Raw genomic sequence first — 24625 nt, 5'->3', positions numbered from 1 at the left:
TAACCCATGCTCTACGCCTTTCACGAGCTTGCCTATCATTCGGCCATGCCGCTGCGTGTCGGCGCACAGATGGCCCGCCAGTTCTGGACCTCGCCGCTGAATGCCGCGTCCGATACCGCCATCGGACGCACGGCCTTTGCGACAGCCGAACTGGTCGAGAGCCTGACCCGTCGTTATGGCAAGCCGCAATGGCATCTGGATCAGGTGGTTGTCGAAGGCCACACTATCCGCGTCGAGCAAGAGATCGTCTGGTCCTCGCCATGGTGCCGGCTGGTCAAGTTCGTGCGCAACCGTGATGACCTAAAGGCAGCAGGCCGCGCCGTTGATGCCCCTGCGGTGGTGGTGGTCGCGCCCCTGTCTGGCCACTATGCCACCCTGCTGCGCGGTACGGTCGAGACCTTCCTTGGCGATTACGATGTCCACGTCACCGACTGGACCAATGCCCGCGAAGTGCCGCTGCTGGAAGGTCGCTTCGACTTTGCCGACTATATGGACCATGTGCGCGACATGCTGGCTGCCATCGGTGGCCGCGCCCATGTGGTCGCCGTGTGTCAGCCGGGGCCACCGGTGCTGGCCGCCTGCGCCCTGATGGCCGAGGACAACCACCCCAACCGTCCGGCCTCGATGAGCTTCCTGGGTTCTCCTATCGATGCGCGTCTGTCGCCGACCGTGACGAACCAGTTGGCCGAGGAAAAGCCCTTCACCTGGTTCAAGTCGAACATGATCCACACCGTGCCCTTCCCCTATGCGGGTGTCGGGCGCAGGGTCTATCCGGGCTTTGTGCAGCTCTACAGCTTCATGTCGATGAACGAGGAAAAACACATCGACGCCCATCGCCGCTATTTCGACAGTCTGGTCGACGGCGATGGCGACGGTGTCGAAAAGCACGAGGAATTCTACGACGAATACCTGTCGGTGCTGGACCTGACCGAAGAGTTTTATCTTCAGACCATCGACTATGTGTTCCAGCAGCATCTTCTGCCGCGCGGGCTTTTGACCCATCGCGGACGCCGCGTCGATCTGGGGGCCATTACAGATATCGGGCTGGCCACGATCGAAGGCGAGAATGACGATATTTCGGGCGTCGGCCAGACACAGGCCGCCCACGTCCTGACGCCGAACCTGCCCGATACGCGCCGCCTGCTTCACGTCCAGTCCGAAGTGGGCCACTATGGCGTGTTCAACGGTCGCCGCTTCCGCGAGCAGATCTATCCGCGCCTTCGGGATTTCATCACCGGCAATGAAGCTCTTTCAGCCGAAGTATAAGGACGGGGACCGTCTCTCGCTGAAAGACGGGCAGACCCTGCGCCTTTCGGTCAACAAACGTGCGCGGCGTATCTCCATCCGCATCGATGCCCGCGAGCGCGAGGCGGTGGTGGTGGCCCCCTCGGCGGCGACCTTGTCGCAAGGCGTGACCTTTGCCCTGCAAAAAGCCGACTGGATCGCGCAAAAACTGGACAGCGCCGTCGAGGTCCAGCCCTTTAGGACGGGTATGACGGTTGGCTATCTGGGCCAGACCTTGCGTCTGGAAGCGGTGGCAGGTGTCTCTGCGGCGCGTCTTTATGAAACGGATGACGGCCCTGTCCTGCGGGCGGGCGGTGAGGGCGAGGCCTTTTCACGCCGCATCGAGAACTGGTTCCGGCGTCAGGCGCGCGCCTTCCTGCTGGAACGCACCGAACACTATTTGCAAAAACTGGGTCAGGGACCGGTGCGGGTATCCATTGTCGATACCCGCTCGCGCTGGGGCTCGTGCAGCCCGCATAACCGCTCGATCCGCTATAGTTGGCGGGTAGTGATGGCCCCGCGATCTGTGGCCGATTATCTGGCCGCACACGAGGTGGCCCATCTGGTCAGGGCCGACCACAGCCCGCAATACTGGGCCGTGGTCACAGGTCTGATCGGCGATCACAAGCCCATGCGCCATTGGCTCAAAGTCCACGGCGCACAGCTTCACGCCATCGGAAACTAGTAGAACAGGGCGTCGGGCTTGCGCTCGGCTTCGGGCTTGGGCGGGGCCACCTTGGGGGCTTCCTGAACCGGTGCAGGGGTGGCGAAGGTCGGCATGCCGTCCTCGTCCAGAACGCCCGTATCCTGCTGGGCATAGGGGTCTTCGACCTGACCGAGGGCATCGCCGACCGGATCGGGCGGGATCCAGCCTTCCGGCAGGGCCGGACCATTGGGGATGCTCTGGACGGCCAGACGCGGCAGGGCCGACTGCATGAAGGTCGCCCAGATCGCGGCAGGCGCACCACCACCCGAGACACGGCTCATGGCGGTGTTATCGTCCTTGCCGACCCAGACCGCAGCGGTAAAGCCGCCGGTATAACCAACGAACCAGGCGTCCTTATAGTCCGAGGTCGTGCCGGTCTTGCCCGCAATATCGCGGCCGCTGATGGCGGCGGCGCGGCCCGTACCGCCGGTGACCACACCGCGCAGCATCTGGTTCAGATAATAGAGCGACGGGTTATGGATGACCTGTGCGCCCTCGGCGGGACCGTGTTCAAAGATGACCTGACCGCGATTGGTGCGGATGCGGCTGATGCCCCATGCCTTGACCTTGCGCCCGCCATTGGCAAAGGCGTCAAAGGCCTGTGCCATTTCCAGCGGCGAGACCTCGACCGCGCCCAGTGCCATTGACGGCGACTGGCTGATCGGCCCGCTGATGCCCAGACGGCTGGCGACATTGGCGACATTGGAGCGACCGACCTGATCGGCGACGGCAGCGGCCACGGTATTGGTCGATTGCGCTACGGCCTGAGCCAGCGTCATCTCGCCCGCAAAGCGACCCGAATAGTTGCGCGGCGACCAGTTGCCGATGGTAATCGGCTCGTCCACCACGCGGGTTTCGGGCGTGTATCCGGCTTCCAGAGCGGCCAGATAGACGAACGGCTTCCATGCCGAGCCAGCCTGACGGCGGGCCTCGGTGGCGCGGTTGAACTGGCTGTCGGGATAGGAGGCCCCGCCGATCATGGCGCGGACACGGCCGTCGCCGTCCAGCGCGACCAGTGCAGCCTGTTCCACGCCCTTGTTTTTATCGCGGTCCAGAATGCGGCGCACGGCGCGCTCGGCATCGGTCTGGATGGCCAGATCAAGCGTGGTTTCAACGATCAGGTCTTCGGTCTGCTCGCCGACCATGCCGCGCACCTGCTTATCCAGCCAGTCGATGAAATACTGGGCGTGCTGGCTGGCGAGGGTGCGCGAGACACGCACCGGCTCGGCCACAGCCGCATCACGCTGGGCGTCGGTGATGATACCTGTCTCGACCATGCTGTTCAGCACGACCGTGGCGCGGGTGGCGGCGCGTTCGCTCTCCGATACAGGCGAATAGCGCGACGGGGCCTTCAGCAGGCCGGCCAGCAGCGCCGCTTCGCCAACCGTCAGCTCTTCGGCAGGCTTGTCGAAATAGCGCTGGGCGGCGGCCTCGATGCCATAGGCACCGGCACCGAAATAGACGCGGTTCAGATAGAGAGCGAGAATCTCTTTCTTGGTGAATTTCATCTCCAGCCAGACGGCCAGCATCAGCTCCTGAACCTTGCGCTTCAGGTTCTGGTCCGGCGTCAGGAACAGGTTCTTGGCCAGTTGCTGGGTAATGGTCGAACCACCCTGAACCACACGGCCCGCCTTGAGGTTGGAGGCCATGGCACGGCTCATACCGATGGGGTCAAAGCCGGGGTGTACCCAGTAGCGACGGTCCTCGATGGCCACAAAGGCGGCAGGCACATAGTCGGGCAGGGCGTCCAGATCGACCGGCGGGGCCATCTGCGAACCGCGCACGGCAATCAGCGATCCGGAACGGTCCAGATAGGTGATCGACGGCTGGCGATCGACTTCATACAGGCTGGACGTATCGGGCAGATCGCGTGCGAAAATCGCAAAGAACACGACCGCGAAAATCAGCCCCCAGACGGCCATAACGGCCCCCCAATAGAACAGCCGCCCCATAAAGGAGCGACGGCGCTTGGGTTCGGCGGGGGAAGAGCGGTCTTTACGCGCCATGGAGTGTCCTTATCGTCTGGCTCTACCGAGCCTAGAGGCTGGCGAGGGCTTGGCAACTGCCATAAACCCTCGGCAGAACGATGGCGACTTAATTGGATTTCAGAAACGTGTCGATTTCGATCGCAAAGCGTTGCGGCTGGTCGAACATGATGAAGTGGGCGCTGTCATCGATCCGTTTCAGCGTCACGCCGGGCTTGTTGGCAAAGCTGGCCGCATAGATGGCGTCGGTCACTTCATTGGTCATGCGCGCATCGTTGAACTTGACGTACAGCACAGTGGTCGGGGCGGTGATCTGGCCCAGTTCGGGGCGCAGGTCGGTGACGATCAACTCGCGGAAGGCCGCCGCCGATACGCCCTGATCGCTGTCACGCATGTGCTGCAAGGCTTCCTCGCGACGGCTTTGCGTATTGATCATGCCGTTAATGGTCTGGGTGGCCGCCATCACATAGGCCGCGCGCGGAAGCTTGGCCTGTGTTGTCCATATTTGGTCGGCCACAGGGGTCACGGCCGCAACGGTGGCATCGGTCCCACCAAACATGGCTCCGGCAAACGGCACCATATCCACCACCATCAGCTTGCCAACCAGATCGGGATGACGGGCCGACAGCATCATGCCGATGGTGCCGCCCATCGAATGGCCGATGACAGCGGGCTTGTTCAGGTTCTGCTCACGGATATAGCGGGCGATCTCTTCGGCCACGGGTGCCGCCACCGGCATAGGCGTCTGGCCGTTCTGGGCATTGTCACCGGCAGGACTGCCCGCAAACCCGCTCACATGGATGCGGTGGATGCGATACCGGCCCTTGAGGGCATCGACAGTCGGCTGCCAGATTTCCGGCGAGGACGACAGGCCGGGGATTAGCACCAGATCGGGCAGGCCTTCCTCGCCATCCACGCGCACATGCAGGCGACCCGATTCAAAGGCAGCGTGCTGATGGGCACCATGATGGGCGCTGTGGTCGCCGTTCTGGGCGACAGCCGCCGAACAGGCACCAGTGAGGGGAACAAGAGCCAGCATCAGGGCGATCATGCGCGACATAGGTGTCTCCGGACGTTTCCAAAAAGGCGTCCCGACAGGGCAGGCGCCTTGTTATTGTCGTTTCAGCAAAGCGGTGGGGACAGGCCGCCTGTCCCTTGCTAGGATTATTCCATGAATAGCCGTGCTGTAGAACCTGAAAAGACCCCGTCTGCCCCGAACACTACGGATGCGCCAAAAGGGCCGTCCGGTGGTTTCGGCAAGGGCTATGTGACCGATGCCTGGTATTTCGTGGCCCTGTCCCGACAGGTCGCGCAGGGCAGCCTGAAGCGTTACGAGGTCATGGGCGAGCCGGTCCTGATCGGTCGCACACAGGCGGGCGATGTTTATGGCCTGCGCGATATCTGCCCGCACCGTGCGGCCCCGCTGTCGGCCGGCCGCCTTGTCGAGCGCGAAGGCGAGGGCGAGACGGTCGAATGCCCCTATCACGGCTGGCGCTTCCGCACCGACGGCACCTGCGCGGCCATGCCGTCCCTGTGCGAAGGTCAGGATGTCGAGGTCGGCCGCATCAAGGTGCGTTCCTACGAGGTCCGCGAAAGTCAGGGCATGGTGTTCGTCTGGATGCCCGCGGATGCCCGCAATCCCAGCCAACCCGATCAGGAGCCGCCGCTCTTCCCCGGTGCCGAAGGCGAGCCGCAACTGGTCGAATGGATGGATTTCGACAGCCATATCGACCATGCGGTCGTTGGCTTGATGGACCCTGCCCACGGCCCCTATGTGCATAAGCAATGGTGGTGGCGTTCGGAAAAATCCATGCACGAAAAGGCCAAGACCTTTGCGCCGCGCGACTATGGCTGGGCCATGGTGCGCCACGCGCCGTCGTCAAACAGCCGCCTTTACAAGGTGCTGGGCGGGGCGCCCGCCACCGAGATTACCTTCCGTCTGCCCGGCTATCGCTGGGAGCATATTCAGGTCGGCGCCAAACAGGTTCTGGCCCTGACCCTGCTGACGCCGGTCAACGATAAGAAAACCCGTATCACACAGGTCTTCTGGTCCGATCACTGGGTCTTTGCACTGGCCAAGCCCTTCTTGCGCGCAGGGGTCGCCGCCTTCCTGCATCAGGACGGCGGGATGGTGAACCTGCAGAACGAGGGGCTGAAATACGACCCGCCACTTCTGTGGATCGACGATGCCGACAAACAGGCCAAGTGGTACCAGCAACTGAAAAAAGAATGGCTGAAGAGCCGTGCCGAGCAGCGTTCCTTCGTCAATCCGATCAAGGAAACCGTGCTGCGCTGGAAGAGCTAGGGCATACGTACAAAAAAGCCGGAAGGGATGACCCTTCCGGCTTTCTTTTTGATCGGAGGATGTCCGGTCTTACTTGGCCAGTTGGCCAGCGACCACAACGTCCATCTGCTTGGCAGCGTGCGGGGTCAGTTCTTCAATGCTCCAGTTGTCGAAGGCTGCGCGACGCAGGTTCGACAGATAGATGTCCCATACCATGCGCGACAGCATGGCCACGTCGGTGTCCTGACGCAGCTCGCCCTTGGCGATACCGGCTTGCAGAACGTCGCTGATGGTGGTGATGACCGGAGCCAGGAATTCACGCACGCGCTTGTCGGCGTCTTCCGGCTGGAACCACGAGCGGGCCACCATGGCCTGCATCAGCGGCAGGTGGTCCAGAACCTGATGGTAACCGGCGCTCAGGCCACCGGCCAGACGGGCCGAGGTACCGGCTTCGATAGCGACGCCAGCGGTGAAGGCTTCGGACAGGGCAGCCATTTCGTCCGAGAAGACCGCTTCGAACAGCTCGGCCTTGTCCTGGAAGTTGGCGAAGACAGCACCGGTCGACATACCCGCACCCTTGGCGATGTCGCGGATGGTGGCGGCGTCATAGCCACGCTCGGCAAACAGGTTACGGGCGGCTTCCAGCACCTTGATACGGGTGCGAGCCTTGGCAACCTGACGACGGTTTACGCGGGGCTTGGCTTCGGTTTCGGTGGTCGCGGCGGCGACAACGACGGTGTCGGTCATTGGTCTGGAACTCTATTCACTAAAATGCAGGAGGGTCGGGGAGGCCCAACAAAAATCAGTCCGGCTATCTGGCGCATCGATCGAGAACGGTGACCGACGAACGCAGGTATAACCCGACATTCTGGAGCGAACTTTCATCATCGAACCGTGACCAAAATGGGTCTGAAATCCGTCTAAATGCACGCCATTTGATTAAAATTACGGCGTTATACTAGGTATAAATACGCATGTGTTGGAAGAAAGTTGCAGATTCCCGTCTATCGGGAATGGTTGCGCAACAATGTTTTGCTTCACAGCGATATGTGAAAATCTATTGCCGAGAATTTTTCGGAGAATCTTGTTTTCGACCAATGTCTTGATTGTGAACTGGCCGCAATTGACCGGCGCGCCCAACAAGGCAAGGTAGAAATATATCAGGCAGTTTGGTCGCGACGGAAACGATCCGTTTGTTGCGTTGAACCGGCTATAAAGAGGGACTTTATCCATATGAAGAAATTACTGGCCGGAGCGGCGCTTGCTGCTCTGCTTATGCCTGCTGTCGCTGTGGCGCATAGCGCGGATCACAACCACGGTTGCATCGATGCCCAGTGCGAGATGGTCAGCCTGATCGACATGCCGATGGCTCAGGCCGCCAGCGGTGGCTGGCAGGGTACCGCCACCCCGAAATACGGCACCTGGGGCTTTGATCTGAACGGCCGTGATACCTCGGTCCAGCCGGGCGACAACTTCTTCCGTTATGCCAATGGTACGGCGCTGGATCATCTGGTGATCCCGTCTGACCGCTCTTCGTATGGTTCGTTCCCGCTGCTGCGCGAACTGTCCGACAACCGTATGCGCGAACTGGTGCTGGGTCTGGCGACCCGTACCGATCTGGTTGCCGGTAGTGACGAACAAAAGATCGCCGATGCCTACCGCTCCTATATGGACGCCGCGCGCATCGAGACGCTGGATGCCCAGCCGCTTCAGCCCTATCTGACCGCTATTCGCGCCGTCGACAGCCACGACGCCATGGCCACCTATATGGGTGCCCATAATGGTGACTTCGGCGCGTCGCTGTTTGGCGCAGGCGTCGGTGCCGATGCCAAGAACCCGACCCGCCATGTCGTTTCCACGCGCCAGTCGGGCCTTGGCCTGCCGAACCGCGACTATTACCTGGAAGAACGCCACGCGGGCACCAAGGCTAAGTATCAGGTCTATGTCGCCGACATGCTGGGCATGATCGGTTGGGCCAATCCGGCCGAGACCGCCGCCCAGATCGTGGCTCTGGAAGACCGCATCGCTGCGGCCCACTGGACGCAGGCCGAAAGCCGCAACCGCGACAAGACCTATAACGATTACACCATTGCCCGTTTGGCCGAAGAGGCTCCGGGCTTTAACTGGCAGGGCTTCTATGATGCGGCGGGCCTTGGCCATGTCTCGCGTCTGGTCGTGGCCCAGAACACCGCCCTGCCCAAGATGGCCGCTGTCTATGCCGAAACCCCGCTAGAGGTTCTGCAAGCCTGGCAGGCCTTCCAGACGGCTGACGAAATGGCCCCGCTGCTGTCGCAGCGTTTTGCCGATCGCCGCTGGGAATTCCGTGACCGCGACCTGTCGGGTCAGCCCGAACAGCGCAGCCGTGAAAAACGCGGCATCTCCTTTGCCGAGGGCGCACTGGGCGAGGCTGCTGGCCGTCTCTATGTCGCCCAGTACTTCCCGCCGGAATATAAGGCCAAGATGGAAGAGCTGGTCGCCAACCTGCGTCTGGCGCAAGGCGAGCGTATCCGCAACCTGACCTGGATGGGCGACGAGACCAAGGCTGCGGCTCTGGAGAAACTCGAAAAGTTCACCGTCAAGATCGGCTATCCGAACAAGTGGCGCGACTATTCGGCCCTGCAAATGAGCGGTGACGATCTGGTCGGTAACGCCCTGCGTCTGCGCCAGTGGAGCTATGCCGACCGTCTGTCGCGCCTCGACAAGGACGTAGACAAGACCGAGTGGGGTATGACCCCGCAAACGGTCAATGCCTATTACAACTCGGTCAATAACGAGATCGTCTTCCCTGCAGCCATACTGCAACCGCCCTTCTTCGATCCGAATGGCGATGCCGCCGTCAACTATGGCGGTATCGGTGGCGTGATCGGTCACGAGATCGGTCACGGCTTTGACGACCAGGGCTCCAAGTCCGACGGTGACGGCGTTCTGCGCGACTGGTGGACGACCGAGGACCGCGCCAACTTTGTGGCCCTGACCACGCGTCTGGGCGAGCAATATGCCCAGTTCGCTCCGGTTGAAGGCCACAATATCAATCCAGCCCTGACCATGGGCGAGAACATCGGCGATGCCTCGGGCGTGGCCGTGGGTCTGCATGCCTATCGTCTGTCGTTGAAGGGCCAGCCGGCTCCGGTCATCGACGGCCTGACGGGTGACCAGCGCTTCTTCTTCGGCTGGGCACAGGTCTGGCAGTCGAAGTATCGCGAACAGGCGCTGATCCAGCAGGTCGCCACCGACAGCCACTCGGCTGCCGAGTTCCGCGTCATCGGCCCACTGCGCAATGTCGATGACTGGTACGAGGCCTTTGGCGTCAAGCCGACGGACAAATACTATCTGGCACCGGAAGACCGCGTCCGTCTCTGGTAAAATCGAAAGAGCTTCGATATTGGAAAGCCGGTCCTTCGGGGCCGGCTTTTCTTTTACGTCCTTGCCGTTCTGGACGGCCGCAATGCCGTGCGCATACGGACAAAACCTGCGCGGATTCAGGGCTGAACGGCATGTTTGCTGCGGTTTCAGGCTTCAGGCATGAAAAAGCCCGCTGCGGGGGATACATCGCAGCGGGCCTTCTCGCTCTCTGTGGAGCGGACGTTTCCTCCCCGAAACGCCTCCAAGTGACTGCTGCGCTATCAGCGCCGCGTCCCTCGAGTAGGACCAATTGACCTAAAAGGTGCCCTTGGGTCAATCGGGCCAAACAGCGAAATCGAAGCTTTTATGAGTTATCGCTGATTATTTGGAAAAAACAGCGATAATTATCGAAGCTTATTCGATAATGGATTTGATGACGGAAACCAGCTCGGAGCGGGCCACCTTCATCTGGCCGGGACGGGCGGCCTTCCACTCTTCGTTATTGGTAATGGCCGCGGCCTGGGCGCGTCCGGCGTCCAGATCCTTGATGGTCACCTCACCGGCGGCAATCTCGTCACCGCCCAGAATGACCGCTGCGGGGGCACCGCGACGGTCGGCATATTTGAACTGTGCCTTCATACCGGCACGGCCCAGATACAGCTCTGCCGGAATGCCCGCATTGCGAAGCTCGGACACGGCATCCAGATAGTGCTGCATGTCGTCGTCCGAGAACACGATGACCACCACAGGCCCGCGCGTCTGCGGTCCGCTGCGGCCCGCCGAACGCAAGGCTGCCGCCAGACGCGAGACACCGAACGAGAAGCCGGTCGCCGGAAGGGTCTGGCCGGTGAAACGGGCCACGAGATCGTCATAACGACCGCCGCCACCGATGGAGCCGAAGCGGATCGGACGACCCTTTTCGTCCTTGGTTTCCAGCAGCAGCTCGGCCTCGAACACGGTGCCGGTATAGTATTCCAGACCGCGCACGATGGTCGGGTCGAACTTGACCGCATCCTGCCCCACACCCATGGCGTTCAGGGCGCGGTCAATGGCAGCCAGCTCTTTCAGAGCCGCATCGCCTGCCTGACCCAGACCCGCACCGATATTGGCAATCGTATCCAGAACTTCCGAACGCGAGGCCTCGGCGTTGGAAACCGAGGCAAGGAAGGTCTCGACCGCACCGATCAGCGCGACCGGCAGGTTGGCCCCCTTGGTATAGTCGCCGGATTCATCCAGACGGCCCTCCCCAAGCAGCAGTCGCACGCCCTCGATGCCCAAACGATCGAACTTGTCGATGGCGCGCAGGGCCGTCAGGCGCTGGTTGGTGTCGGTAATGCCGCCCGCATCGAACAGGCCGTCAAAAAGTTTGCGGTTCGAGACGCGGATCACAGCCTGATCCGGCGTCAGTCCCGTCGCCAGCAGACCCTCGACGCCCATGGCGAGGATTTCGGCATCCGCTTCGGGACGATCCGAGCCCACCGTGTCGGCGTCGCACTGCCAGAACTGGCGCAGACGCCCCGGGCCCGGCTTCTCGTTGCGCCACACCGGTCCATAGGCATAGCGACGATAAGGCTTGGGCAGGGTTTCCCAGTTCTGGGCGGCAAAACGGGCCAGCGGAGCCGTGTGGTCATAGCGCAGCGCGATCCACTGGTCGTCATCGTCCTCCAGCGCCAGCACGCCCTCATTGGGGCGGTCGGTATCGGGCAGGAACTTGCCCAGCGCATCGACATATTCGAGGGCTGGCGTTTCCAGACCTTCAAAGCCCCAGCGTTCATACACTTCGGACACGCGCGCAATGATGCGGCGTTCGGCGCTCAGGTCGCTGCCACGGCGATCCTGAAATCCACGGGGCGAGCGGGCTTCGGGGCGTTGAATGTCGGTCATGGGTTGGCGATTAAGCCATCCCCCGCATCGCTGCAATCGGGCTTTAGGCCGTGGCCCGCGAAAGTGTCAGCTTGCGACCCTCTGTCAGGGAGCGCCAAACCCATTCAAACGGGCCCCAGCGATAGGCTTTGAGCCACAGATGGGCAAAGACGATCTGGACCGCCCACACACCGGCAATCACGCCCCACAAGGCTGCCGGACCCATCTGGCCATACAGTTTGGGGCCCCACGGCATGTAGAACAGCGTGGTCATGATCAGGGTCTGGGTCAGATAGGTGGTAAAGGCCATCTGGCCGACCGGCCGCGCCCACACAAACAGGGCGGGCAGCTTGATGATAATCGCCGCATAGGCCAGCGAGATCGGCACCGCCAGAGACGAGCCGACCATGTTCAGACCGCGCGACGGCAGAAGCTCGGGGGCGACACCGCCCTCGATCCATGCCGCCCAGCCCTTGAGCGCCAGCCCCGCAAGGCCGACCGCGATAATGGCGGCATAGATTTTGTTGCTGAGCTGGCCATGGAAAAACCCGACCTTGAACAGGCCCATGCCCAGCACCATCAGGGCAAAAGCCGCAGGGGCCATAATGGTCAGGCTCATACCCTGAACAATGGCCCAGCTGACCAGATTGGACAGCATGGCTGCGCCGAAACCGGACTGGACTTTGGCGACATCGGCCATCAGGCTGGCGGTGGTGACCTCGGCATGACCTTCGAACGCAGAGGCGATCTCGGGCGGCATGATCGGCATCAGCAGACCCAGAGAGGCCTGAATAAAGATCAGGGCCAGCGTGATTGTACCGCCGACAATCAGCAGCACCTTGCCGGACAGGCCACGCATCAGCATCACAAACAGGCCGGTCCATGCATACAGCATCAGGATGTCGCCAAACCAGAAGGCCAGACCGTGGACGAGGCCAAAAACAGCCAGCCAGCCAAGGCGGCGCAGCAGCTTCTTGCCGCGTTCCTTGTCGCTGCGTTCACCGCCCACCAGATAGATGGACACGCCAAAAAGCAGACAGAACAGGGTGCGGAACTTGTCGGTAAACAGGGCCTCGATGGCCCATGCGCCGATGCGGTCGCCGCCCTGCAATACGCCGTCAACCGCCATGGGCAGTTTCTGCATCGCCATCATGGCGTCCATCGGCCAGCTATAGGCGAGGGCATTGACGACCAGAATGCCCAGAACGGCGACGCCGCGCACGGCGTCCAGATTACTGATGCGGTTCACAGTCCCCATTTATGTCCCCCGACAATGGTGGCCGCCTAGAACGGACGGCGTATAGGCGGCGCGGCCTTGCCATAGGCAATATAGGCCACGCAGATACCGCCCCACAGGGCGTAGCTGACACCGACCATCAGGGCCAAGGGCACACCAATGACACCAAAGGTCAGCACGACAGTTTCAATGGCGCCGAGCGCCTGAATAAAGCTTTCACCCGCAAAACCGGCGACGGCGGCCAGGGCCAGCGTCATCAGAACCTGCAAACAGGCCGCCAGAATGCCCCCATAGATGACATAGCGGCCGATCACGGCGCGGCGTGTCCACGGGGCATTGTTCGGGCGCTTGGCCTTGGCCAGACGGCTCAGGGCCACCGGCGCGGCGATCAGGCCGACGGCCAGCAGGATAATCCGCCAGTCGGTATCCAGACCCGACCACAGATTATGCGGCGGCCAGAACGGAAAGGTCAGCAGCAGGGGCGGCCATGCGGCGGCGACCACCGAGGCCATAATCTTGGCCTGTAGCGAGTTGCGCGGCTGTACACGCTCGGACCCCGGAAAATGGTCGAGAATGCTGGGCGGGTTCCGGTCTTGGGGGGCGGTGTGTTCGGTCATCAGCGTGTCGGTACCGGAGTTGCGCCCGAATAGTCATAGAAGCCACGGCCGCTCTTGCGACCCAGCCAGCCGGCCTCGACATATTTTACCAGCAGCGGGCAGGGGCGGTATTTGCTGTCGGCCAGGCCTTCGTGCAGCACATTCATAATGGCTAGAGCCACATCCAGCCCCATAAAGTCCGCCAGTTCCAGCGGCCCCATCGGGTGGTTGGCCCCCAGCTTCATGGCGGTATCGATCGAGGTGACGTTACCGACACCTTCGTACAGCGTATAGATGGCCTCGTTCATCATCGGCACCAGAATACGGTTGACGATAAAGGCCGGAAAATCTTCGGACGCGGTGGTCTGCTTGCCAAGGCTCTCGGCAAAGGCGACTGCTACATCATAGGTGGCCGCAGAGGTGGCAATACCGCGCACAATCTCGACCAGACGCATGACCGGCGCAGGCTTCATGAAATGAAGACCGATAAAACGCTCGGGGCGGTCGGTTTCCGACGCCAGTCGGGTGATGGAGATGGACGAGGTATTGCTGGCCAGCAGGGCATGCGGGGCCAGATGCGGGACAATATCGGACCAGGCCTGTTTCTTGGCGGCTTCTTCTTCGAGAACCGCCTCGATGACCATGTCGGCCCCCGAAACGGTTTCGGCCAGCGTGTCGCAAACCTTGATGCGGGCCAGCAGGGCTTGCGCCTGATCGTGGGTCAGCAGGTTGCGCTCGACGCGGCGGGTCAGACTGGCGGCGATCTCGCCCATGGCCAGAACAGCACGACCCTCGGCCGTGTCGTACAGTTTCACGTCATAACCGCCACCGGCTACGGTCTGGGCAATGCCCGAACCCATCTGGCCCGCACCGATAATGGCAACTGTGTTGATCCCGCTCATAAGACTCTACAGGTTCGCACCCCGCGAGGGGCATAAGGTTTTCAGCTTAGGACCACGCGCAGGGCGTGCAAGCTCCGAATGGTGCACCGCGCATGAATCCGCGATGGCGTGTCCGACAATCAACTCACGGCCAGCGAGGCAGGCCTAAGCACCGACCAGACGCAGCGAGGTCAGGTGCAGGGCGGGGATCACATAGATCTGCAGACCCTGAATGATGATCAGCGCCACCACAGGCGTCAGGTCCATCCCGCCCAGCGGCGGAATAAAGCGGCGCAGCGGGGCCAGGATCGGCGAGGTGATGCGGTCCAGAGCGGTCGCCAGCTGATAGACGAAACGGTTGCGGTAATTGATGACATCAAACGCGAACAGCCAACTCAGAATGGCATTGGCGATGATGGCAATCAAAACCAGCTTCAGCGCGGCACCGATCAGAAAGAACAGAAAGCCGACAAGGCTGGCAGCAAGGGTCATGGACAGTTTCCAATAAAGATTTGTCCCGTTCTAGCCCCGCGGCACGTCCGCGCCAAGGCACCGCGTGCAGGCCATGGCCACAGGGCTGTGCGACCTATTCGCCCAAAATGCCTTTAGCGGGCCTCTTCAAACCTGTTTTCATGGGGGAGCGAGATTGATCATGCGAGTTCGCGATCACCGCATTCTGCTCTCTACCTATCGGGTCGAAAGCCGAGGCAATATTCAAGTATAATTAAAAAGTGCAATTCTGTGATGGGGCGAGGACCCTTAAAATACCTCGCCTTTGAATATCGACGATCTATGAGAGCCTTATGATTTTGAAAGCCATGTAAGTAGTTATAAATTTACCCCCGATAGGCTTTGCGAATTTAATTGATCGCCGATATTTTAAATGCGGCATGTTTTTAAAAAACGACACAGTTACTTAAATTTACAAAATAAATTTCTTCAAAAAACAGCAATACGCAAAACTAAATACATTTAGTTACATATGATAGCGTGGCCATATTGGATCACTAAGCGCTAGAAGCTCCGCAACCGAATCGGTGGGCGATGTGGGGCGGGTGTGAAGCGTCAGACTGTTTTCGGTCTGGCGCTGATTTTCGTCACTTCACAGGCCTGACCTTCGTCGGACTGGAGACTGTTGAAGTGTTGAAAATGCTCGGTTTGATCAAGCGTGTTGCGTTGCGTGCAATGCGCGTGGTGGCCCCTCTTGCTGTGATAGGTGTGGCCGGTGCTGCGGCTGCGGCGGATCTACAGGTGTCCGGCTATAGCTGGGATCCGGATCCTGCAGCGAATGGCGGTCAGGCCAAGTTCACGATCACGGTGGCCAACAACGGTCCCGGCGCTGTCAGTGACGCGGTTGTGAACATTGCGGTTCCGTCCAACTTCTCGGTTCAGACTGGCGAGTTTCCGACCTACTGTATCTTGTCGGGTGTAGTGGGCAGTCAGTCTCTGGCCTGTAGTTTGCCGACCCTGCCGGTGGGAACTTTCGAATTCGACTATATGGCGGATGCCAAGGAAATCGGTTCGCGCACGGCGTCGGCATCGATTTCGTCTCCGACCAATGTCGACAACAATCCGGCCAACAATACGCTGTCGGTTTCTCCGGCGGTCGAGGCCGGTGCGGATCTGGTCGTTACCAAGAATGACAATCTGCCGACCGACAGCATCCCTGCTGGGGGTATTATCAATTATACGCTCAAGGCAGTGAACCAGGGCCCCGACGCAACCGGTGCCATTCGTCTGGTCGACAATCTGCCAGCGGCCAGCAATTTTGAGTTCCTTACTGCAGCCGGCACGAACTGGAACTGCTCCCGCTCAGGTACGGCGGTAACTTGTAACTACACAGGGCCTGCTGTCACGGGTGCGTTGCCGGATGTAACGGTTTCGGGACGCGTTCTGGCAACTGGCGGTACGATCACTAACAACGCCTTTGTGGCGATAACGGGAAGCGGAGTGCAGGACCCGAAGCCTGACAATAATACCGCTACACCGGTTGTAACGACAATTTAGCCGGGCGCAGATTTCGAAGCCGAAAAATCGATGCCGAGCACGATTATCCAAGGCGAAACCGTCAATATTACTTTGGGTGTGCGAAATCGGGGTCCGTGGACGGTAGCCGGTGCGAGCATTGTCGATGTCATTGCACCCGAGTTCCAGATCGGAACGCTTCCGGCGGGATGTACAGCGGTTGGCAATACGGTCACCTGCATCGCAGGCAATCTTGCAACCGGTGAAAATCAGGACTTCATTATTCCGGTAACGGCTATGTCGCCGACCGCCGGTACGGTTGTGAACTCGGCTATTGTTAATCTGCCGGCGGGTGTCACCGATCCGGTCCCGGGTAATAATACCAAGGATGTCAGCTACGAGATTGCGGCTCCCAGTTCCGACCTTAGCCTGACCAAGAGCAAGGGTCCGAACCCGGTCGCGGCTGGCGGTATCATGACCAGCACGATAACGGTCGTAAATAACGGTCCGTCGATACTGACCTATGATCCGGCTAATCCGTTGCGTATCGTTGATACGGTTACCGCAAACGAAACCTTCAGTTCTGCAGATGCGCCATGGACTTGCTCGCAAGCGGGCTTGCAGATCACGTGCGAACTGACTGGTCCGGGGACGCTGGCCGTTGGCAGCAATATTGCCCTTAGCCTGAAGACAACAGCCGGTACCGGCGTTGATATGGATTTGTCGAACACGGCCTGCACCGGCACGCTCGGCGGTTCGGGCGCGCTCCCTGCCGATGGCAATGATCTGAACGATTGCGCGGGTGCGGGTACACGCTCGACGCCGGATGCTGCGGACCTCGTTATTTTAAAAGAGGTCAGCCTCGACAAGGTGACGTGGACCCAGACACCGGCAATCACTGTCGCCGATAACGTCACCAGCTTCTATATTCGCCTGACCGTATCGAACGCAGGCGGCAACATTGCGCGTACTGTCAATGTCGTCGACATGCTTCCGAACTTTCTGAACTCAGGTTCAATGATAACGGCGGTAGTTGAGGATTCCATCAGCACGGGTTCGATGAGCTACACGCCTTCAAATGGCCGTCTAGCCTGGAACCTGATCAATCTGACCGTTGGCGCTCCGCAGACCCTGATTGTTCGTGTCGACCGTCCGTTTGAAAGTGGCACGTTTAATAACAGGGCTACCGTTTCGTCGCCGGATACGACCGAGACCAACACCGCGAATAATGAGTCAACGGCCAGCTACACGATCGAGGCGATCACCGACATTACGCTGAATGCCAAGTCAATTGCGCCTAACCCGGCGCGTGTGGGGGTTATCTCGACCTATAGTATCAGCGTCCGCAATCTGGGCCCGAATCCGGCGTCGGATGTGATTGTCACGGATACTATCGATCCGGCTCGCTTTGAACTGGTGGGGAATCCCACAACAACGAAGGCTGGTGTCACTTGCACGAAAAATGACCTTACGGGCGCGATCCAGTGCCCGATGGGCACCATCAACCGTGGCGTAAGCTATCAGATCAGTCAGCCCGTACGCGCACGCTTCCCGTTCGGCGGCGCAACGACCGGCTTCCCGATCTCGCATACCAATACCGCGACAGTCACCACCTCGACGCTTGAAACCAACACCGTTAACAATAGTGCTTTTGTGATACATGATGTGGACGGCCCGCAAATGGACCTGTCCATCGTCAAGACCGAGCCGAGTTCGGCCTATGACCCCGTACCTTATGGTTCGAACCTTCTGTACGACGTCCGCGTCACCAACCTTGGTCCGTCGCGCGCTTCGAATATCATAATCACCGATACGCCCGCGCCTCCTGTCGGCTATACCATGACGCTTGCGGCCCCCCCGGTTATCAACCCGGTTGCGGCAAATGGCGGTAATACCCTCTATGTGCCGCCAGCTCCGACCTGCGTGCCTTCGGGTTCCACAATTGTCTGCCGTCTGCACGGTACCGATGACACCCAGAACTATCTGGACTCGCGCCACCAGGTTATTTTCCGCCTTACTTTTGCGGTGAACCCGGCGGATGCTTCGGTTCTGCCGCCAACCGGCCCGCTGACGTTTGCCAACAGCGTCAACGTGATTTCGCTCGAACAGAACGACACCACGACGGTTCAGGCTGATAGCCAACTGGCCAACAACACAGCGACCCAGAACACGACGATTATTCCGTCCACCGATCTGGAAGTGGTTTCCAAGACCCGCATCACGGATTCGCCGGTCCAGATTAACCAGCCTGTCGAATACAAGGTTGTCGTTCGCAATAACGGCCCGTCCCCGACCACACAGATCCGCGTTTCGGACCAGCTTCCGACGGGCTGGTTGAGCTTGGGCGGTGAAACGGCCGTGGCTTCGGGCGGCGTGTCGATTACCAACACGACCTGCACGGGTACCAACAAGGTTACCTGTGTTCTGGACGGTCTGTTCCCCGGCAATGGCGATACGGTGACGCTCACCTTCTTCGCTAAGGTTGCCGACCCGTTCGCGGGGGCCTTGAACACCAACCTGACCAATACGGCTGACATCAAGCCGGGCCTGGATGGGTCGGGCAATGAAATCAGCCGCGACGAAGTTCCGACCAATAATGACAAACCCGCAGTAACGCAGGTCACGGTGTCTTCGATTGCAGGTACGGTTTACCGCGACGATAATCTGAACGACACGATCGACAGCGGTGAAGGCCTTGCCGGTGTGACGCTGACGCTGACGGGGACCGACGACTTCAACAACGTTATTGCTACGCGTACGACTACGACGGCAACCAATGGCACCTTTACGTTCGGTCGCCTGCCTGCCGGCACCTACCAGATTGTTGAAAACCAGCCCTCGGGTGTGTTCGACCGCAATGAAACTGCGGGCACGGCTGGCGGTACGGTCGACAATAGCGATTACAGCAGTCATTCGGACTACAACACGATCAAGGACATTGTTCTGCCGGCCACGACTGCGGCCACAGGCTATATCTTCCAGGAAATCGGTGCGGCCAGGGTCTCGGGCTATATCTACCGCGACCTTAACAATAATGGCACACGCGATGCCGGCGAGGCCGGTTTCGCACCGGGCGCGTTCTCGGCGACCCCGCATGTCAAACTGTCGGGCACCGATTACGCGGGCAATGACATCAACAGCACCGCATCGGTTGATGCCAACGGCGCTTACGCGTTCACCAACGTGGCTCCGTCGGGCGCGACACCCTATATCGTTACGCAACTGCTTCAGCCGAACGGCGCTTCGGATGGTCTGGACAGCAACGGTATTGGCGACGTGGTTGCCAACTCGGGCGGTCGTCCGGCTCCGGAAGACATTGTCATCGGCCTCGTTGCTCCTTCGGCCAATCTGACCGAACGCAACTTCGGCGAACTGCCGACCTCGACTCTGGGCGGTATGGTCTTCCTTGACCCGAACGTCGATGCGACCCGCAATCCGACCGAAATCTCCGGTCTGTCCGGCGCCATCCTGCGCCTGACCGGCACGGACGATCTGGGTCAGGCGATTGACTGCTCGATCACCACGACCGCTACGGGTTTGTACCAGTTCCCCAATGCCGCAGATGCGACGCTAAACTGTCAGGTTCTGCGTCCGGGTGACTACGAACTGGAAATCACGCCGGCACTGGGTCTGACCCATACCGGTTCCTATGTCGGCTCGTTGGGCGGTACGTCCAATGGCGTCAGCGGCATCAACACCCCTTCGGTGGGTGCCGGTGCACTGCGCGTGACCAACATCGTCGTGGCCGCTGGCAATGCCGGCAGCACCTATGACTTTGGCGCAACCGGTCAGGGCATCAACGGCTTTGTCTATATCGACCGTAATGCCTCGGGTGTTCGCGATGCAGGCGAGGCCGGCATTCCGGGCGTGACCATGACCCTGTCGGGCACCACGGCCAGCGGTCAGGATGTCTGTACCCTGATCAACTGCGCGGCTGTGACCGATGCAACGGGCAGCTTCCTGTATCTGGTGGTTCCGGGTTCGGACGCCAATGGCTACACCCTGACCCAGCAGGCCCAGAACACGGCTCCGCTGTCGAACTATGCCGATGGTCTAGAAGCCCTTGGCGATCTGGGTGGCACTGTCGGCAATGATGTCATCAGCAATATCGTGCTGCCGACCGGTGGCATGGGTACGAACTACAGCTTCGGCGAACTGTCCGGTTCGCTGTCGGGTTCGGTCTTTGTTGACGCGAATGATGACGGCGTCCGCCAGCCGGGCGAAAAGGGTATCGAAGGTGTCGAGATTACCCTGTCGGGTACGACCAAGGACGGTCAGGACATCTGTGCCTGGCGTGCCGCCCTTGATCCGTCGCTGACCTGCACGATCCGCACGGATGCCAATGGCAACTACAGCTTCGAAGATATGCCGGACGGCAATTACAATCTGATCGAAACCCACCCGGGCCAATATGCCGACGGCAAAGAAGGTGTGGGCTCGGCAGGTGGTACGGCTGACAACTCGGTCTTCGACGCCACTGCGGCGGCCAACACCATCAGCAACATCACGCTGGCTGCGGGCGAAAAGGGTACCGACTATGTGTTCGGCGAGCGCGCCGTCGTCATCAAGGGCAGTGTCTATAAAGACATCGACCGCGATGGCACGCGCGATCCGGAAGACACCCCGATCAAGGGTGTGGTCATCGAGCTCTACGAGAACGGTAACCTGATCGCCACCACGACGACCGACGCTGACGGTAACTACAGCTTCGTCGACCTGCCTTCGGGCAACTATACGATCCGCGAAACCCAGCCTGACGGCTATGGCTCGTCGACCCCGAACGAGGTGCAGGTTAATCTGACCCCGGGCGTGGAACAGTCGATCGACTTTGGCGAAACCGTCAGCACCATGGCCGGTCACGTCTTTGTCGATGCCAATAATGACGGCATCCGCCAAACCGGCGAGGCCCCGATCGAAGGTGTCGTTGTGACCCTGACGGGTACCGACGCTGCCGGTAATCAGGTGACGCGCACGGCCACCACCAATGCTCTGGGCGAGTGGGTCATCGACGACCTGCTGGCAGGCAACTACCAGCTGGTCGAGACCCAGCCGGAAGGTTTCTCTGACGGTGAAGACAGCGCCGGCAGCGTCGGCGGCACGGTCGAGGCCAATGCCGACCGCATCTATGACATCACCCTTCCGGTGGGTACGGATGCAACCGACTATGCCTTTGGCGAGCGTGGCCAGAGCCTGACCGGTAACGTCTATGTCGACGTGGACGGTGACGGCACCTTTACCCCGACCGATCGCCCTCTGGGTGGTGTGGTTGTGGAGCTGCGCAAACCGAACGGCGAACTGGTGGCGACCACCACCACCAATCCGGACGGAAGCTACAGCTTCGGCAATATCCGCGGCGGTGACTATGTCGTCGTGGAAATCCAGCCGGATGGCTATGGCAATGGTCGCGAGAATCCGAGCAACCGCGTACCGGTAAAGATCGTCTCCGATCAGACCCCGCCGGTTGTGAACTTCGGTGAACGTACCGGCTCGCTGTCGGGCCTCGTCTATAACGACACCAACAACAACGGTGTCCGCGATCCTAACGAGCCGGTTATCGGCGGTGTCACCATGACGCTGACGGGGACGGACTCGCGTGGCGAAAGCGTAACCCGCACGACGGTCACCCAGGCTGACGGGACCTACATCTTTACCGACCTTCAGGGCGGCACCTATTCGGTGTTCGAAACCCAGCCGGATGGTTATGACGATGGTCTCGACACCCCGGGTACGTCGGGTGGTGCTGCGGACGGCGTGGATACGATCAACCAGATCGTTCTGGCTCCGGCCACGGATGCGACCGGCTACCTGTTCGGTGAACGCGGTGCCGAAGCGGCTATCTCGGGTACGGTGTGGATGGATACCAACCACAACCGCGCTCGCGATGGCGGCGAGGAAGTCCTGGCTGACTGGACGGTCGAACTGTACCTCGGCAATGTGCTGATGGGCACGGCGATGACCGGTCCGGACGGTGGCTATGCCTTTACGGGCGTGGCACCGGGCACCGGCTATTCGGTCCGCTTCCGTCACCCGCAGAACAATGCGGTCTTTGGCGGCGCACGTCCGAACGAAACCGGCAACACCTATACGAGCGGTACAGTTTCGACCGCGAACCCGGGTGGTGCGACCCTGCGCGATGGCGAGCTGACCCAGATCACCCTGCAACCGGGTGCGACGGTTCCGCAGCAGTCCCTGCCGCTTGATCCGTGGGGTGTCGTCTATGACTCCGTGCGCCGTACGCCGGTGCAGGGTGCCATTGTCGAGATCAACGGTCCGGCAGGCTTCGATCCGACCCAGCATCTGCTGGGTGGCGAAGGCGGCCTTCGTCAGGTCGTCGATGCCAAGGGTCTGTACTACTTCCAGCTGGTCAGCACGGCTCCGGCGGGGGTTTACACCCTGTCGGTGACCCCGCCGAACGGCACCTACAACCCGATCCAGCCGTCCAGCATGCTGCCGCCTTGCGTCGGTCCGCTGACGGTGAACGCGACGCCGGACCCGATGCTGGTCTCGACCAGCAACGGCCCGCCGCCGGTCGGTACGCCGGAAACCTGCACCACAGGTACCCTGACGACCGGCTATGTTCTGACGCTCAACCTGACACCGGGCCTGTCGGCCAATGTCGTGAACAACAACATCCCGCTGGATCCGATCCTCGAGGGTGCCATCGAAGTCACCAAGTCGACCCCGATGGTCAATGTGGTTCGCGGCGGTCTGGTCCCGTACGTTATCACCGCCCGCAATACGCTGGCAGGTACCGTTCCGGGCGTGACCGTGACCGACCGTGTTCCGGCCGGCTTCCGTTACCGTGAAGGCAGTGCGCTGCTGGACGGTGTAGCGATCGAGCCGATCCAGAACGGCCGTCTGCTGAGCTGGCCTGACCTGACCTTCGCGGCAGGCGAGACCAAGCGCTTCCAGCTGATCCTCGTGGTCGGTGCGGGCGTGGTCGAGGGCGAGCACACCAATACGGCGTTCGCGCTCAACCCGACTGTGGACCAGATCATCTCGAACATCGCCGAGGCGACTGTACGAATGATCCCCGATCCGGATTTCGATTGTACGGATATCCTCGGCAAGGTGTTTGACGACCGTAACGGTAACGGCGTTCAGGACGATGGCGAACCGGGTCTGGGCGGCGTGCGTCTGGCAACCGCTCGCGGTCTGCTGATCACGACCGATGTCGAGGGTCGCTATCACATCACCTGCCCGATGATCCCGAACGAGGACCGTGGCTCCAACTTCATCGTGAAGCTGGATGACCGCACCCTGCCGACCGGCTACCGCGTCACCTCGGGCAACCCGGAAACGGTACGTCTGACGCGCGGCAAGTTCGCCCGCCTGAACTTCGGCGCCAGCCTGCACCGCGTGGTGCGTCTGGACCTGAATGCCGGTGCCTTCGAAGGAGAGAACCTGCGTGCAGAGTTCGAACAACAGTTCGAGACCCTGCTGGTTACTCTGGCCGAGCGTCCGTCGGTCCTGCGTCTGGCCTATGCGTCGCAAGGCGAGGATGCGGATCTGATCCGTGACCGTGTCGCCAAGGTGCGTCGCATGATCCGCGACCGCTGGAACGATGCCGGTGACCGTTACCGTCTGGTGGTCGAGGAAGAGACCGTCATTGCGTCCACTTCCAACGACGGAGGCGTGCAATGATCCGCGCTTCGAACAAACTGCTGACCGCCCTTCTGATGGGCGGCTCGGCCATCGTTCTGGCCTCGGCGGCTCATGCTCAACAAGCCTCGAGCAGCTCCGATCAGGTCTATTGCGGCCATGACACGGATCGCCCGTGCGGGCCGGTGGCCGATGACGCTGCGGTGGAACGCCGTGGCGTCGGCCCGAACCTCGAAACCGCCGATCGCGGAGCCTCGACCCCGTTCCGCATCAGTGTGGACGGGGAAGGGGACACCGACGACCTGCGGGCGGACCGCCAGCGTCGTCAGGATCTGGCCCTCAGCGGTGCCGATGTGCGCGTACAGGCCACGGGCTTTGATGTCCGTCCTGTGCTCAGCATTGTCGCCGACCAGCCGGTCATCCGTGCCGGTTATCCGGTGCGCTTCTTCACGCTCAGCAACTATGCGGCGTTTGTAGAACGTGCCGAGGTCCGCATCTTCCGCGCTGACCAAAATACGGGCGAAGCCCCGATGACGGTCATTCCGCTGCGTATCGGCGAGACGGCCATCTGGTCCACCGATCGCGAACAGGCGGGCGAGCAACGCTATCGCTACCTGCTGCGCGTCTACGGGGCCGAAGGGCGCTATGACGAGACGGCAGCCACCACGCTGGACGTCACCCACGCCATTACCGTCACCAAGCCGGACATCCTCGAAGGTCCGTCCTTCGAGAATATGCGCACAACCGATTCCATCGCGGTGCGCGGGGCCTCGGTGACCATCAGCGGCGAAGTCGAAGACGTGAATACCGGCGTCAAGGCTTTCGGCGCTCCGGTGCCGGTGGACCGTGCCGGTCGCTTCATGGTGCAGCAGATTGTGCC

15 protein-coding genes are annotated in these 24625 nt (G+C 60.9%); 7 read left to right on the top strand and 8 right to left on the bottom strand.

The window, feature by feature from the left end:
* The first annotated feature begins 6 nt into the window (after positions 1-6).
* Together phaZ and RSB01_RS03045 are read left to right on the top strand one after the other, a co-directional pair.
* Positions 7-1266: a polyhydroxyalkanoate depolymerase gene (phaZ, locus tag RSB01_RS03050; RefSeq protein WP_332591434.1), complete on the top strand. Its 1260-nt coding sequence runs from the start codon at positions 7-9 to the stop codon at positions 1264-1266.
* Positions 1241-1969 (top strand): SprT family zinc-dependent metalloprotease, encoded by a 729-nt coding sequence (locus tag RSB01_RS03045; protein ID WP_332619359.1) that lies wholly within the window; start codon positions 1241-1243, stop codon positions 1967-1969. The genes phaZ and RSB01_RS03045 overlap by 26 nt, the downstream gene beginning before the upstream one ends.
* Here RSB01_RS03045 and RSB01_RS03040 read toward each other — a convergent pair.
* Positions 1966-3996 carry a PBP1A family penicillin-binding protein gene (locus RSB01_RS03040; protein WP_332619358.1) on the bottom strand — a complete coding sequence of 677 codons (2031 nt, stop codon included), beginning with the start codon at positions 3994-3996 and terminating at the stop codon, positions 1966-1968. The genes RSB01_RS03045 and RSB01_RS03040 overlap by 4 nt on opposite strands.
* A gap of 88 nt (positions 3997-4084) precedes the next feature.
* Positions 4085-5035 carry an alpha/beta hydrolase gene (locus RSB01_RS03035; protein WP_332591239.1) on the bottom strand — a complete coding sequence of 317 codons (951 nt, stop codon included), beginning with the start codon at positions 5033-5035 and terminating at the stop codon, positions 4085-4087.
* A 111-nt stretch (positions 5036-5146) separates the two neighbouring features.
* Between RSB01_RS03035 and RSB01_RS03030 the strand changes: the two genes are divergently transcribed.
* Positions 5147-6280 carry an aromatic ring-hydroxylating dioxygenase subunit alpha gene (locus RSB01_RS03030; RefSeq protein WP_332591238.1) on the top strand — a complete coding sequence of 378 codons (1134 nt, stop codon included), beginning with the start codon at positions 5147-5149 and terminating at the stop codon, positions 6278-6280.
* Positions 6281-6349: 69 nt separating this feature from the next.
* Here RSB01_RS03030 and RSB01_RS03025 read toward each other — a convergent pair whose 3' ends face one another.
* A complete protein-coding gene (locus RSB01_RS03025) occupies positions 6350-7006 on the bottom strand; it encodes a TetR/AcrR family transcriptional regulator (protein WP_332591237.1) in 657 nt (218 codons plus the stop codon).
* A gap of 486 nt (positions 7007-7492) precedes the next feature.
* Between RSB01_RS03025 and RSB01_RS03020 the strand changes: the two genes are divergently transcribed.
* Positions 7493-9622 (top strand): M13-type metalloendopeptidase, encoded by a 2130-nt coding sequence (locus tag RSB01_RS03020; RefSeq protein ID WP_332591236.1) that lies wholly within the window; start codon positions 7493-7495, stop codon positions 9620-9622.
* 393 nt (positions 9623-10015) lie between these two features.
* Here RSB01_RS03020 and hisS read toward each other — a convergent pair whose 3' ends face one another.
* The 5 genes from hisS to RSB01_RS02995 form a co-directional block, all read right to left on the bottom strand.
* Positions 10016-11485 carry a histidine--tRNA ligase gene (gene hisS / locus RSB01_RS03015; protein WP_332619355.1) on the bottom strand — a complete coding sequence of 490 codons (1470 nt, stop codon included), beginning with the start codon at positions 11483-11485 and terminating at the stop codon, positions 10016-10018.
* A gap of 43 nt (positions 11486-11528) precedes the next feature.
* Positions 11529-12722 (bottom strand): DUF418 domain-containing protein, encoded by a 1194-nt coding sequence (locus RSB01_RS03010; protein WP_332590873.1) that lies wholly within the window; start codon positions 12720-12722, stop codon positions 11529-11531.
* A gap of 26 nt (positions 12723-12748) precedes the next feature.
* The gene (locus RSB01_RS03005; RefSeq protein ID WP_332590872.1) at positions 12749-13318 is read right to left on the bottom strand and encodes a hypothetical protein; all 570 of its coding nucleotides are present in this window, start codon (positions 13316-13318) and stop codon (positions 12749-12751) included.
* Entirely contained in the window at positions 13318-14199 is an 882-nt protein-coding gene (locus RSB01_RS03000) for a 3-hydroxybutyryl-CoA dehydrogenase (protein ID WP_332590871.1), read from the bottom strand. The genes RSB01_RS03005 and RSB01_RS03000 overlap by 1 nt, the downstream gene beginning before the upstream one ends.
* 144 nt (positions 14200-14343) lie before the next feature.
* Positions 14344-14670 carry a YggT family protein gene (locus tag RSB01_RS02995; RefSeq protein WP_332590870.1) on the bottom strand — a complete coding sequence of 109 codons (327 nt, stop codon included), beginning with the start codon at positions 14668-14670 and terminating at the stop codon, positions 14344-14346.
* 657 nt (positions 14671-15327) lie between these two features.
* Here RSB01_RS02995 and RSB01_RS02990 point away from each other — a divergent pair.
* The 3 genes from RSB01_RS02990 to RSB01_RS02980 form a co-directional block, all read left to right on the top strand.
* Positions 15328-16185 (top strand): hypothetical protein, encoded by an 858-nt coding sequence (locus RSB01_RS02990; protein ID WP_332590869.1) that lies wholly within the window; start codon positions 15328-15330, stop codon positions 16183-16185.
* Between the two features lie 30 nt (positions 16186-16215).
* A complete protein-coding gene (locus tag RSB01_RS02985) occupies positions 16216-23787 on the top strand; it encodes an SdrD B-like domain-containing protein (RefSeq protein WP_332625061.1) in 7572 nt (2523 codons plus the stop codon).
* Positions 23784-24625: hypothetical protein (locus RSB01_RS02980; RefSeq protein ID WP_332625059.1), on the top strand; the 842-nt coding region annotated here is incomplete at its 3' end. The genes RSB01_RS02985 and RSB01_RS02980, both read left to right, overlap by 4 nt.

This window comes from Brevundimonas sp., from assembly GCF_036659295.1.
Classification (GTDB): Bacteria; Pseudomonadota; Alphaproteobacteria; order Caulobacterales; family Caulobacteraceae; genus Brevundimonas.
Note: the sequence above shows the minus strand (reverse complement) of the source record. Positions and strands in the feature narration are given on the sequence as shown.

Bases quoted from the DNA above. Each gene is read 5' to 3' on its own strand.
- phaZ (WP_332591434.1), top strand. From the start codon at position 7: ATGCTCTACGCCTTTCACGAGCTTGCCTATCATTCGGCCATGCCGCTG.
- RSB01_RS03045 (WP_332619359.1), top strand. From the start codon at position 1,241: ATGAAGCTCTTTCAGCCGAAGTATAAGGACGGGGACCGTCTCTCGCTG.
- RSB01_RS03040 (WP_332619358.1), bottom strand. From the start codon at position 3,996: ATGGCGCGTAAAGACCGCTCTTCCCCCGCCGAACCCAAGCGCCGTCGC.
- RSB01_RS03035 (WP_332591239.1), bottom strand. From the start codon at position 5,035: ATGTCGCGCATGATCGCCCTGATGCTGGCTCTTGTTCCCCTCACTGGT.
- RSB01_RS03030 (WP_332591238.1), top strand. From the start codon at position 5,147: ATGAATAGCCGTGCTGTAGAACCTGAAAAGACCCCGTCTGCCCCGAAC.
- RSB01_RS03025 (WP_332591237.1), bottom strand. From the start codon at position 7,006: ATGACCGACACCGTCGTTGTCGCCGCCGCGACCACCGAAACCGAAGCC.
- RSB01_RS03020 (WP_332591236.1), top strand. From the start codon at position 7,493: ATGAAGAAATTACTGGCCGGAGCGGCGCTTGCTGCTCTGCTTATGCCT.
- hisS (WP_332619355.1), bottom strand. From the start codon at position 11,485: ATGACCGACATTCAACGCCCCGAAGCCCGCTCGCCCCGTGGATTTCAG.
- RSB01_RS03010 (WP_332590873.1), bottom strand. From the start codon at position 12,722: ATGGGGACTGTGAACCGCATCAGTAATCTGGACGCCGTGCGCGGCGTC.
- RSB01_RS03005 (WP_332590872.1), bottom strand. From the start codon at position 13,318: ATGACCGAACACACCGCCCCCCAAGACCGGAACCCGCCCAGCATTCTC.
- RSB01_RS03000 (WP_332590871.1), bottom strand. From the start codon at position 14,199: ATGAGCGGGATCAACACAGTTGCCATTATCGGTGCGGGCCAGATGGGT.
- RSB01_RS02995 (WP_332590870.1), bottom strand. From the start codon at position 14,670: ATGACCCTTGCTGCCAGCCTTGTCGGCTTTCTGTTCTTTCTGATCGGT.
- RSB01_RS02990 (WP_332590869.1), top strand. From the start codon at position 15,328: ATGCTCGGTTTGATCAAGCGTGTTGCGTTGCGTGCAATGCGCGTGGTG.
- RSB01_RS02985 (WP_332625061.1), top strand. From the start codon at position 16,216: ATGCCGAGCACGATTATCCAAGGCGAAACCGTCAATATTACTTTGGGT.